This is a genomic window from Cryptosporangium sp. NPDC048952, from assembly GCF_043197895.1.
Taxonomy (GTDB): domain Bacteria; phylum Actinomycetota; class Actinomycetes; order Mycobacteriales; family Cryptosporangiaceae; genus Cryptosporangium.
The window spans coordinates 22,416-34,376 of sequence record NZ_JBICTY010000003.1 but is presented as its reverse complement, the minus strand read 5'-3'; the positions used below and the strand labels follow the sequence as shown (position 1 = coordinate 34,376).

General features: G+C 70.8%; 9 protein-coding genes. 4 read left to right on the top strand and 5 right to left on the bottom strand.

All coding sequences use genetic code 11. The annotated features are described in order from the left end of the window. Positions 1-235: 235 nt before the first annotated feature. Entirely contained in the window at positions 236-2,221 is a 1,986-nt protein-coding gene (locus ACGFY5_RS16280; RefSeq protein ID WP_392720583.1) for an acyltransferase family protein, read from the bottom strand. Between the two features lie 456 nt (positions 2,222-2,677). On the opposite strand from ACGFY5_RS16280, the gene ACGFY5_RS16275 reads away from it, so the two are divergent. Then, on the top strand, positions 2,678-3,727 hold the full coding sequence (locus ACGFY5_RS16275) for an LCP family protein (RefSeq protein ID WP_392720581.1): 1,050 nt from the start codon (positions 2,678-2,680) through the stop codon (positions 3,725-3,727). On the opposite strand, the gene ACGFY5_RS16270 is transcribed toward ACGFY5_RS16275, so the two are convergent. From ACGFY5_RS16270 to ACGFY5_RS16260, 3 genes are read right to left on the bottom strand one after another with little or no spacing between them, the layout of a single operon-like run. Further along, positions 3,720-4,115: an STAS domain-containing protein gene (locus ACGFY5_RS16270; RefSeq protein WP_392720579.1), complete on the bottom strand. Its 396-nt coding sequence runs from the start codon at positions 4,113-4,115 to the stop codon at positions 3,720-3,722. The genes ACGFY5_RS16275 and ACGFY5_RS16270 overlap by 8 nt on opposite strands. Then, positions 4,112-6,844, bottom strand: coding sequence for a SpoIIE family protein phosphatase (locus ACGFY5_RS16265; RefSeq protein ID WP_392720578.1), 2,733 nt, complete (start codon positions 6,842-6,844; stop codon positions 4,112-4,114). Before ACGFY5_RS16265 ends, ACGFY5_RS16270 begins: the two co-directional genes overlap by 4 nt. 27 nt (positions 6,845-6,871) lie before the next feature. Next, positions 6,872-7,669 carry an alpha/beta fold hydrolase gene (locus ACGFY5_RS16260; protein WP_392720576.1) on the bottom strand — a complete coding sequence of 266 codons (798 nt, stop codon included), beginning with the start codon at positions 7,667-7,669 and terminating at the stop codon, positions 6,872-6,874. Positions 7,670-7,830: 161 nt separating this feature from the next. Between ACGFY5_RS16260 and ACGFY5_RS16255 the strand changes: the two genes are divergently transcribed. Genes ACGFY5_RS16255 through ACGFY5_RS16245 form a run of 3 tightly spaced genes read left to right on the top strand, consistent with a single transcriptional unit; the run spans position 7,831 to position 9,649 of the window. Further along, a complete protein-coding gene (locus ACGFY5_RS16255; protein ID WP_392720574.1) occupies positions 7,831-8,745 on the top strand; it encodes an SPFH domain-containing protein in 915 nt (304 codons plus the stop codon). Between the two features lie 15 nt (positions 8,746-8,760). Next, positions 8,761-8,979 (top strand): hypothetical protein, encoded by a 219-nt coding sequence (locus ACGFY5_RS16250; RefSeq protein WP_392720572.1) that lies wholly within the window; start codon positions 8,761-8,763, stop codon positions 8,977-8,979. Between the two features lie 10 nt (positions 8,980-8,989). Next, positions 8,990-9,649 (top strand): GPP34 family phosphoprotein, encoded by a 660-nt coding sequence (locus tag ACGFY5_RS16245; protein ID WP_392720571.1) that lies wholly within the window; start codon positions 8,990-8,992, stop codon positions 9,647-9,649. Here the strand turns inward: ACGFY5_RS16245 and ACGFY5_RS16240 are convergent. Beyond that, entirely contained in the window at positions 9,646-11,649 is a 2,004-nt protein-coding gene (locus ACGFY5_RS16240) for a YibE/F family protein (protein WP_392720569.1), read from the bottom strand. The genes ACGFY5_RS16245 and ACGFY5_RS16240 overlap by 4 nt on opposite strands. Positions 11,650-11,961 lie beyond the last annotated feature (312 nt).

The following is an 11,961-nucleotide window of genomic DNA, read 5'->3' as shown; positions in this document are numbered from 1 at the left end:
CGGAGGCCGCGGAGGCCGCGGAGGCCGCGGAGGCCGCGGAGGCCGCGGAGGGCGCCCCCGCCAACCGCGCAGCGCGCGCAAGCGGCGCAGCGCGCAGGACCCGCGAGACGCGCAGGACGCGCGAGACGCGCAGGACGCGCAGGACGCGCGAGACGCGCAGGACGGGCACGGCGCGCAGCCGCCGCTCGCGCGCCCAAGCCGCGCAGCGCAGACCCGGCGCGCGGCGCCGGGGAGGTCAGCCGAGGGCGGCTGAGGCGATGGCTCGGTGGAGTAGGAGGGGGGCGAACCAATTCGCGCCGGTTGGGGAGAAGTGGAGGCCGTCGGGGCGGGGGTGGCGGCCGTGGACGTCGTCGGTGCAGATTTCGTCGGGGCACAGCAGGTCGGACACCGAGATGACGGTGACCCGCCCGGGGAACGCGGCGGCCACCGACCGGCGCAACGCGTTGTACCGCTCCGCCTGCGGATCCCGCAGCTGTCCCCGGCACGCCGCGAGCGAATTCCCGAGCCTCCGGCACAGCGACTCCGCCGCCGGAATCGGCTCGATCAGCACGACGTGGGCCCGCCCGGCGGTCAGCCGACCCAGTGCGGTGGCGAGCTGACCACGGACGTAAGCCACGTGCTCCGCCGTCCCCGGCCGCACGACCACCCCGTCGGCCCGGCGAACCGTCTGGTTCTCCCAGCGCGAGTGCACCAGGATCAGCGTCGGATCGAAGTTCCGCACCAGTGCCCGCTGCATCGGCGGAACGACGTCCGGGCACCGCCGGCCCGCCCGGTACGGCGACCCGTCCGCCTCCACCATCAACAACCCCGCCACCGAGCACGAACTGACCGCGCTGTCGGCGTACCCCCACCCCTGCGCGTCCGCGACCTCACGCAGCCCCGGCGCCAGGCTCTTGGCTACCGAGTCCCCGGCCGTGGCCAGCCGGATCGCCACCGGCGACGTCGCAGCCGCCAGCAGCCGCGGCTTCGCCCCGGGCCTGGCCGGCTCGTCGACCAACGACGGCGCCGCCCGCATCGTCGCCCCCACGACCACCGCAATAGCGACTCCCGCAGCCGCCACCACGATCAACACCCCGCGGGCCCGCCTCCCCGCGGCTACACCAGCGGGCCGACCGCCCGCGACACCAGCGGGCCGACCGCCCGCGACACCAGCGAGCCGACCGCCCGCAGCACCAGCGGGCGCGCGTCGCGGCGCCCCGCGCCGCGCCCGCAGCGGCACCTCCACCAGGTGGTACGACAAAAGCGCCAGCACCACGGTCAGCCCGAGCTTCGCCCCGACCCCGTACGACTCGAGCCAACAAAAAACCGGCCAGTGCCACAGATACAACGAGTACGACCGCCGCCCTACCCACGGCAGCGGCCCCGCCCCGAACACACGACCCACGGCACCAGCCGAAGCCACCGCTCCCACCAGTACGGTGGCAGCCAACGCCACCCCGAACCCGACTCCTCGGTAATACCCCGCCCACGAGTCCGAGACCAGCGCGAACGCCAGCGCCAAGACAAGAGCAGCGGGGAGCGCGAGCCATCCCAGCACCCGCACCCACCGGTCCCGGCCCGGACCGAGCAGCACGATCGCCAGCACCGCACCCACCAGCAACGCATGCGCCCGCGTGTCCGTGCCGTAGTACGCCCGCGATGGATCCGGCGCCGCGTACAGGTGCCGCATCCACCCGGCCGACACCACCGCCCCCACCACCCCGGCCGCCAGCAGAACACGGCGCCACCGCAGCAAGACCGCGACCACTATCGGCCACACCAGGTAGAACTGCTCTTCCACCGCCAACGACCAGGCATGACGCAACGGCGACGGCGGCGCGAACGCCTCGACGTACGACTGCCCCGAGACGACGAACCGCCAGTTCGCGGCCTGCAGCACGGTCCAGATCCCGTCGAGCCGCAACGGCCCGAGCCGGTCGGGCGTCGCCGTGAACGCTCCGACGACCGCCACGACGACGACCATCACCAGCGCCGCAGGCAGCAGACGCCGGGCCCGACGCCCCAAGAAGTCGATCAGGTCGACCCGGGCACCCTCCCCCGCCCGCGTGACCAGCAACGTCGTGATCAGGAACCCGGACAGCGCGAAGAAGACGTCGACCCCGAGGAACCCACCGGGCAGCCACGCAGCCCCGAGGTGGTAGACCACCACCGCGACGACGGCCACCGCACGCACCCCGTCGAGGCCGGGCCGATACGAAAAGCTCCGGGTGATCGAGTTCACACCCGCATCAGCACCAATCACCGGAAATTGACGCGTCGCCGTGTGATTAGCGCTGACTCTTATACCATTTTGCCGCGTATGCATCAAATTCGAGCCTAGTAAGACCGCCCGATTCGCGACGCCCCGCGCGACTCATCCGTTTCGGTGACAGCCAGCGCGAACGGCGTTGCCTGCCGCAGGCGCGAGCAGGGGCCGCGCGGGCATTTGAAGCCGATTACGACTAATTGACGGCGCTATTGCGACCACGCAATTCCGCCGCATTTAATTGCGCCATTGCTCAACGGCGTCACGCTGCGCGAACATGCCGGCAAACGGTGATTACGCACCCCCTGGCGGGGTAGTCCTAAATTTGTCGTATCGTGCGCCGACAGTTTCATCGGCGGCTGTATCCGGGTGAACGGCAAGGGGCGGAGCCGAGTGGGCGTAGGCAGGAGGAGCGGCACACCGTGGACCACGGTGGGCCTGATCTTTGGCGTCGCCCTCCTCCTGGTCTCGGTCGGCACGATCGGCGTCGGCTGGGCGATCAACGAGCGCTACGACAAGAACATCAAGCGCGCGGACCTGCTGGGAGACATTCCGACGACCGTCCGCACGGATGACAGCGGTGACGCTTACGACCCGCAAGAGTCCGGCATCGTCGGTCCGCTGAACTTCCTGGTCCTCGGCTCCGACTCCCGCACTGCCGACCCCACCGTGCAGGCCGACACCGTCGGCGAGCGCTCCGACACGATCATGCTGATCCACGTCGCCGCGGACCTGCAGAGCGCCTACGTGGTCTCGATCCCGCGTGACAGCTACGTCGACGTCCCAGCCGGGGGCGCGTGGCAGGGCGGCAAGAACAAGATCAACTCCGCGTTCTCGTTCGGCGGCGCCCCGCTCGCCGCGAAGGCCGTCTACGAACTCACCGGTCTCCCGCTCGACGGCGCCGTCGTCGTCGATTTCAACGGCGTCCGCACGATGGTGAACGCCGTCGGCGGCGTCCGGGTCTGCACCACGTACGAGGTGCGCTCGATCCACACGAGCCGGGTCTGGAAAGCCGGCTGCAACCACATGGGCGGCGACTCGGCGCTGGACTTCATGCGCCAGCGCTACAACGTGCCGGGCAGCGACTTCGGACGCATCCACAACCAGCAGCTCGTACTGCAGTCACTGCTGAGCCGGGCGGTCAGCCGCGGCACGCTGACCAACCCGCTGCGCTTCGACGCGTTCCTGCGCGCCGCCACGAACTCGATCACCGTCGACGACAACATGAACGTGCAGGCGCTGGCCCTCGCGCTGCGGCACCTGCGGCCGGAGAACATGACGTTCGCGACGCTGCCGCACACCAGCGACTCGCTCTGGACGCCGTACGGCACCGCTGTCGGCGTCGACGAGAAGGCCGCCGCCGCCATGTTCACGGCGATCAGCGAGGACCGGCTGCCCGAGTGGCAGGCGACCCGGACGGCGAAGACCACCAGCCTCGCCCAGGACGACACCGCGAAGCCCCGCCTGCTGCCGACTAATTGAGCGTGGCGCGGGCCCGGTCGACCGACGGTTCCACGAGGTCGCTGCGGAACGCGCAGAGCGTCAGCGTGAACCGCGCGACGCCGTGCTCGGGCGCCACCAGCCGGATCGTGCTCCCCCGGCTCTCGTAGGCACCGACCAGACTGTCCAGCAAGCGCACCCCGGCACTGTCGAGGAACGTCACCGCGGACAGGTCCAGCACGACGACCGGTAGCTCGATCGTCTGACGCAGCACGGTCTCCCCCAGCGCCGGCGCCGTACCGAGGTCGATCTCCCCGACGAACGACACCAGCGCCCCGGGCGGCTCGTCCTCGTTCAGGTCCTGGAACGACACGGTCGCCGCGGCCGGCGGCGCGCTCCGGCCCTCCACCCGCACTTCATCCCCCGTCACGGCCCCACCCACCTCACCCGGCGCGACATCGTCACGGTGGTTCCGGCCGTCCCCCGGTCGACCGTCACCTCGTCCATCAGCCGCTTCATCAGCATGAGTCCCCGCCCGCGATCCGGCGGGGTTTCCCGAGGCTGCCACAGTCCGCCGTCACTGATGGTGACGTCCACCCGCTCGTCGACGATCGACGCCGAAATCGTGACCGAGCCGGCTGCGGCGGACGCCGGATCGCGGTACCCGTGCTCGATCGCGTTGCCGATCGCCTCGGAGCAGGCCAGCACGATCGCGAACCCGTCGTGCCGATCGACGTCGTGGTCGGTGAGCCAGGTCCGCAGCCGGTTGCGTACCCCGGTGAGTTCCACCAGGTCGGCCGGGATCCGCTCCTCGAACGGCGTCGACTCGGCCAGCGACACCGCCAGCAGGCAGACGTCGTCCCGGCCCGCTTCGTCGCGCAGCATGGCGTCGGCAATGCTGTTGACGATCACCGTCGCCGGCGCCGAACGATGGCGCTGCATTTCCTCGCGGAGCAGTTCGAGGCCGCGCCAGATCAACCGACCGCGCCGCTCGACCAGCCCGTCGGTGTAGAGCAGGAGACGCGCACCGGGCAGCAGCCGGATCTCCGCCTCCGAGCGGCCGGGCTGGCCGGAATACGCGTCCAGCGGCGTCGACCGACCGTCCCACAGGTACTGCGCTTCCTCGTCGCCCTGAATGACCAGCGGCGGGAAGTGCCCGGCGCAGGCGTAGCGGACGTGCCCGGTACGCGGGTTCAGCTCCAGGTAGACCAGCGTCGCCATCCGACCGGCGTCGAACTGGCCGACGAACTTGTCGAGCTGCCCGAGCAGCGCGGCCGGCCCGAGACCGGCTCCGGCCAGCGCACGGATCGCGCTGCGGAGCTGACCCATCGCGCTCGCCGCGGTCAGTCCCCGGCCGACGACGTCGCCGACCACGATGCCGATCTTGTCGTCACCCAGCTCGAACGCGTCGTACCAGTCGCCGCCGACCTCGAGGTTCTCCATCGCGGGGCGGTAGTGGGTGGCGATCCGCAGCCCCTGCCGCTTCGGCAGGCCGCCCGAGAGAAGGCTCCGCTGCAGCGTGTACGCCACTTCCCGCTCTTGCTCGTAGCGGCGTGCGTTGTCCAGCGCGAGCGCCGCCGTCGCCGCCACCTCAGTACAAAAGGCCACTTCGTCGACGCTGAACGCGCGCTCGTAGCGGCCGAGGACCAGGGCGCCGAGCGTCCGCCCCGACGCACGCAACGGGAGCGCGAGCCACCAGTTCGCCGGACGCGGGCCGGACGGTCCGATCGGCTGCCGCTCGGCGAGCAGCTTGGGCCGGGTTCCGCTGACGACCTGCGCGATCAGGTCACCGGCCCGGCCCGGTTCGATGCCGATCAGCGTGCCGGTGCCAGGCTGCGTGCCCCGTTCGGTGCGGGACTCGGCCAGGCGCCGGTTGCCCTCGGTCTCCATGAACTCGACGCTCGCGACCTCGGCGAGCTCCCTGGTGACGAGGTCGACCAGGCGCTGGGCCCGGTCGACCAGCCGCACGGTCTCCTCGAGGGAGCGGCTGGTCGTGGCCAGGAAGTCCGATCGGTCGGCGGATTTGGTCGCCTCCGCGTGCAGTGCGGCGCGTTCGAGCGCCTGCCCGCCCTGGCGTCCGAGTGCGTGCAGCAGTTCCCGATCGTCGTCGGAGAGCTGACGGCTGGCGGCGCACGCGGCGGCCAGCACACCGACGCGGTGGTCACCGACGTCGAGCGGGATCACGATCAGCGCACCGGCGTTCGTGCGCTTCATCGCGGCCGCGATGAGCGGGTGCCGGAAGCCGATCGACTCGGGCGAGTCGAACAGCATCGGGCCGCGGCGGCGGAGGGAGAACGCGTCCGGGTCGGGAACCGGGATGCGGGACAAGTCCTCGGAGTCGCCGATGTTGACGGCGGCGACCTGCACCAGGCCGTGGCTGGAGAAGGCGGTCGCGGCGGCCAGGCCGTCGTTGCCGAGTGCTTCGTCGGCCTCGGTGGCCTGGGCGAACTCGGAGCGGTCGAGGAGCCACAGGCCGGCGCGGTCGCCGTCGACCGCGGTGATCGCGGCGTGCACGAGGACGCGCCCGACCTCGGCGAGGTCACCGGCTGCCGCCAGTTCCGCGGCGACGCTCTGCAGCGCGCGGACACGTTTCTCGGAATTCTCGGCCCGGCGTCGCTGGGTGAGCAGTTCCTCTTCGTACCGACGCCGGTCGGACGCGCCGAACACGGTCGTGCGGATCACCCGCGGTTCGCCGTCGGCGTCGCGGTCGAGGACGGCGTTGACGAGGACCGGGAGGCGCTGGCCCGCGGTGTCGCGGATGTCGACAGCGATCTCGCGGACCGCGCCCTGCATGAGCAGCAGGGGCGAGTAGTGCGTCTCGTAGTAGATCTGGTCGCCGGGGGCGAGCAGGTCCTGGAACCGAATCCGCCCGACGAGCTCCTCGGCCCGGTAGCCGGTCGACGTCAAGAAGTGCTGATTGACCTGCGTGATCGTGCCCCGGGGGTCGGTGATGACAAACCCGCACGGCGCCTGATCGAGCGAGTCCCCCGCGCTGACGGGGCCGTCCGGGTCGGCAGCGGTCTCTTCGGCCGCAGCCGAGGCGGCCGGATCCGGCGTGGCCGTGCGGCGGCGGGCGCGGGCGCCCTGCCGTCGCCGACCCGAACCGGCGTGCGCCGCTGCCAGCTCAGCGGCCGGATTGGACCGCTCCGGCGTCTCCACTCGGTAACCCCTCCGAATCCGTCAGAGTCAGCAGAAACCCTGCATGGCGGCGATGGTCTCGGCTGGAGCGCTCAGATGCGGGCAGTGACCGGTGGCCGAAAGCAGCACGTACTCGCTCTCCGGTAGGTGCGCGTGCACGTACTGACCGACGACCTCCGGCGCGATGACGTCCGCCGTGCACTGCAGCACCAGCGACCGCACCGGCACCTTGGGCAGGTCGGCCCGGTTGTCACTGAAGAACGTGACCCGCGCGAACTGCTGGGCGATCGACGGGTCGGTGCGGCAGAAGCTGTTCGTCAGCTCCTCGCCGAGCTCCGGCCGGTCGCCGTTGCCCATGATCACCGGCGCCATCGCACTCGACCATCCCAGGTAGTTGCTATCCATCGAGTCGAGTAAACCGTGCAGGTCCTCGGTGCGGAAACCGCCGACGTATCCCGCTGAGTCGTCGTCGAGGTAGCGCGGCGACGGGCCGATCATCACGAGGCTCTCGAACCGGTGCGGCTGCTGAATCGCGGCCAACGCACCGATCATCGAGCTGACCGAGTGCCCGACGAACACGACCGACTCGGCGTCGAGCGCGTCCAACACCTCCAGGACGTCCTGCGCGTACCCCCCGAGCGAGTCGTACCGCTCCCGGTCGTACGCGGCCAACTCCGACTTCCCGTGCCCGACGTAATCGAACACCACGATGCGGTAGCGGTCCGCGAAGGCCGGCGTCAGATAACGCCACATCGCCTGGTCACAACCGAATCCGTGGGCGAACACCATCACGGGGCCGCCCTCGCGGCCACTCAGCTGCACGTGGTTCCTGCTCAGGATGCTCATCGCGACTCGCAATCGGTCGGAGGCTGTGAGGGGGGAGCTACCCAGCGTCATCCGGTGGAGACCTTACCGGTCCTACTGGTCCCCTTGGCCGCTCCGGCAGCCCCCGTTGAAAAAGTGATATCACTTTGCTACTCTCAAGCTATCGACGGGAGGAGCCGATGATGACCATCGACCAGCCAGTGGTGGAAATGCCCGCCCCGCAGGTCCGCGAGCGACGCACCGACGGACTGCCGGGCATCCCGATTGCACTCGTTCTGCTGATCGTGCTGCTGGGTTCGGCGGCGCCGATCGTGTACGGCGCCCAGGACGCTCCCGGCGCCGGCCCGGTCGCGCTGATCATCCTGGGCATCGTGTTGGCCCTGGCCGCCCTGCTCGGCCTCTGCGGCCTCACCGCGGTGGCGCCGGGTGAGGCCCGGGTCGTCCAGCTGCTCGGTCGGTACACCGGCACGATCCGCGCGGACGGTCTGCGCTGGGTCAACCCGATCACCAACCGGCAGAAGGTCTCGACGCGGGTGCGTAACCACGAGACCGAGCTCGCCAAGGTGAACGACGCCGACGGCAACCCGATCCAGATCGCCGCCGTGGTGGTGTGGCAGGTGTCGGACACCGCGAAGGCCGCGTTCGAGGTCGACGACTTCGTCGAGTTCGTGGCGATCCAGAGCGAGACCGCGGTGCGTCACATCGCCAACAGCTACCCGTACGACGCTCCGGAGGACCAGCTCTCCCTCCGCGACAACGCCGACGAGATCACCGGCCGGCTCTCGGCCGAGATCGCAGCCCGGGTCACCGCCGCCGGTGTCGAGGTGATCGAGTCACGCATCACCCGCCTGTCCTACGCGCCGGAGATCGCCCAGGTCATGCTCCAGCGCCAGCAGGCGAACGCGGTGGTCGCCGCCCGTACGCGGATCGTCGAAGGTGCGGTGGGCATGGTGGAACTCGCCCTCGACCGGCTCGCCGAGCACGACGTCGTCGAGCTGGACGAGGAGCGGAAGGCGACGATGGTGAGCAACCTGCTGGTTGTTCTGTGCGGTGATCGGGGCACGCAGCCGATCGTCAACGCCGGCTCCCTCTACTGATCGAGGGGCAACCCGATGGCCAGCGAGCGCAAGAAGATCCTCCTGCGGCTCGACCCGGCCGTGCACGACGCGCTGGCGCGGTGGGCATCAGACGAACTGCGCAGTACGAACGCGCAGATCGAATTCCTGCTGCGCCGGGCGCTCGGGGACGCCGGTCGGCTGCCCCGTGAGGCGCAACGCATGCGGGGGCCGGGCCGCCCCCGCCTGGACGACGACGACAACGACGAATCGTAGGAGGACAGTCATGGAGAACCAGACCTTCCTACCCGCCAGGCTGTACGTGCTCGCGTACGACCCGAAGAAGCAGCGCCTCCGGACCGCCTGGCACATGGGCGCCGTCCTGCGCGCCGCGGCTCTCGCCGAACTGCAGTTCGCCGGGCACATCGCGGACGAGAACGGCCGGGTCGTCGTCACCGCGCATCGTCACCCCTCCCACCGCGACCCGGTGCTCAGCGACCCGTTACTCAGCACCGTGCTGGCGGAGATCTCGGCCAGTGCGAAGCCGCGCAAGTGGCAGCACTGGATCGGCCGGAAGCACAGCGCCACGATCAAGCTGGTCCGTGAGCAGCTGGCGACCGACCACACGATCAAGGCCGAGCGGCGTCGCGCGCTGGGGCTGTTCCCCTACTGGGCCGTGACCCTGCGGGACACCCGCGCACGGAGCAAATTCGCCGAGTCCGCCCGGCGTGCGCTCCACGGCGGCGAGCCGATCGAGCGGCTCGACCGACGGGACGCGGCGGTGGTCGCGCTGGCCGCGAACGGCGAGCTGAAGACCGTCGTCAGCGGAGCGGACCGGCGCAAGTACAAGCAGCGGCTGAAGGCGATCGGCGAGCACGTCGGGCCGGTCGCGAAGGGTCTGAAGTCGGTCGTGCAGTCGGCGCAGGCGGCCGCCGCCGCGGGTTAGGCAGCGACAGGTTCGGCGGGCTCCTCGTCTTCGGCGGGGGGCTCCGCCACGAGCGCTGCCAGCGCGGTGGTGATCGGCACGGACGCGACCAGGCCGATCGTGCCGACCAGGGCCCGCACGATCTCCTGCGCGAGCGACTGGCCGGTGACCAGCGAACCGAGGCTCTGCCCGCTGACCGAGATGAGCAGCAGCAACGGCAGCGACGCCCCCGCGTACGCCAGCACGATCGTGTTCACCGCCGAGCCGACGTGGGCCCGCCCGACCCGGATCGCCGCCCGGTACAGGTCGAACCTGCTGCGCGGGGTGCGGGCCAGCTCGGACACGACCTCCGCCTGGGTGATCGTGACGTCGTCCAGCACACCGAGCGAGCCGATGATGATGCCCGCCAACAGCAAACCGCGCATGTCGACGCCGCCCTCGACCGTGGCGAGGTAGACGCTCTGCTCGTCGCCCAGACCGGTCAGCTGGGTGAGCGCGGTGAAGCCGGCGCCGAGCAGCCCGGTGAGGACCAGGCTCGCCAGCGTGCCGAGGATCGCCACGGACGTGCGCACCGAGACGCCGTGCGTCAGATAGAGCACCGCGAACATGATCGTGCTCGAGCCGACCACCGCCACCAGCAGCGGCGGCGAACCGCCGAGAACGCCCGGCAACACGAACAGCAAGAGCACCGCGAAGCTGACGATGAGCCCGCCGATCGCGGCGAGCCCGCGCAACCGCCCGAACCCGATCACGACGGCCGCTGCGAGCGCCACCAGCAGCCACAGTGAGCCGGAGCGCTGCTTGTCGACGATCGTGTAGCGCGCGGCATCGTCCCCCTGGCCGCCGGACAGGACGACGAGCACGACGTCGTCGTCGGCGTGGACGACTGGCGCACCGGGGCCCTGGGGCAGTTCGATCGTGACGGTCTGGCCCTTGTCGGCACCGTCGGTGAGCTTCACGGCCGCGGTGCCGCAGGGGCCGGTGAGCCCGGCGGCCTCGGCTTCCTCGGTGTCGGGGCAGGACTGCTCGGTGACCTCGGTGACCGTGCCGGCGGCCCGCTGCTGCTGACCGCTGTCGCCGGTGCTGCTGCTGTAGTGGATCTGTCCGGGCCAGAGCCAGATCAGGCCGACGATCGTCGCGATGACCGCGGGGACGAGGATCGCGATGACGGCCTTGCGCGTTCGCGCGGACACGGGCGTGGCGGCGCTGTGGGTGTGGCTGTGGACGTGTTCGTCGGGGCGGAGTTCGGGGCCGGGGGCGCTTTCCGGGCGCGGCTCGGTTTGTCCCGGGCCCGGGACGGATGCTCGACCGGCGGTCGGGTGGTCGTGCTCGGGCGCGGGGGCGCCCGGGTTCTGGAAGTTCAGCCGGTCGTACGTGCCTTCCGCATACCGCGGAGCCTGCCCCCCGTACTGATGCCCCCCGGCCTGGTGGGCCCCGGCCGGGTGAGTTCCGGCCTGCGGACCCCCGGACTGCGGAACGCCGTACTCGGGCCCTCGGTACTCACCGGCCTCGTGTCGGCGCCCCGGGTGCTCAGGCCCCGGATAGCCGGAAACCTCGTGCTGGCGCTCCTGGTGCTGCGAACCCGCGTACCCGGAAGCCTCCTGCCGGGAAGCCTCGTACTGGGGCGTCTCGTACTGGGGAGCCTCGTCCTGGAGCGCTCGGTGCTGCGCGGCCGGGTACCCAGGACTCGCGTGCCCAGAGGCTTGATGCCGCGAGCCCGAATACTCGCCGCCCTGGGGCGCCGGGTACTGCGACCCCTGGTACTCCGGAGCCGCCGGCTGAGCGGATGGGTATTGCGGACCCGGATACCCCGGCGCCCCGTGCTGGCGGGCCTGCTGGTGCGAGCCGGGATACTCCGAAGCCTCGCGCGAAGGGGCCTGGTACTGGGCCGACCCGTACTCGGAAGGCGGATACCCGTACCGGATCTGATCGTCGTGCGGACGGGGAGCGTCCGCGTCAGGCGGTGCGTTCCGGTCCGGTTGACCGTCGCGGTCGGGCCACTCCGGGAACTGATTGGCCATGGCCGCTTTTCTTCCTCGGGATAGAGCAAACCGACGCTATCAGAGCCCCATTACCGCCCGAAGAGCAATCGTTCCCCCACCCCGCACACCCCCACCCCGGTGACCAGCGGCAGCCGCACGAGCACACGTGACACGACCCCCAACCCGACCCGGTCACTCACCACCCGCTGCCCAGCAAAGCGAACGAGTGCGCCCTGGGCGCGTTGGTAGTACTCGGTCAGCCGCGCCTGCTCGACGTACGTGACCGCGGGCGCCGACCAGGAGCGGCCGTCGCGCGGGTGCGTCCGTAGCCGTGCCTGGAGTGCGGTTACG

Bases quoted from the DNA above. Each gene is read 5' to 3' on its own strand.
- ACGFY5_RS16260 (WP_392720576.1), bottom strand. From the start codon at position 7,669: ATGAGCATCCTGAGCAGGAACCACGTGCAGCTGAGTGGCCGCGAGGGC.
- ACGFY5_RS16250 (WP_392720572.1), top strand. From the start codon at position 8,761: ATGGCCAGCGAGCGCAAGAAGATCCTCCTGCGGCTCGACCCGGCCGTG.
- ACGFY5_RS16245 (WP_392720571.1), top strand. From the start codon at position 8,990: ATGGAGAACCAGACCTTCCTACCCGCCAGGCTGTACGTGCTCGCGTAC.
- ACGFY5_RS16240 (WP_392720569.1), bottom strand. From the start codon at position 11,649: ATGGCCAATCAGTTCCCGGAGTGGCCCGACCGCGACGGTCAACCGGAC.
- ACGFY5_RS16255 (WP_392720574.1), top strand. From the start codon at position 7,831: ATGACCATCGACCAGCCAGTGGTGGAAATGCCCGCCCCGCAGGTCCGC.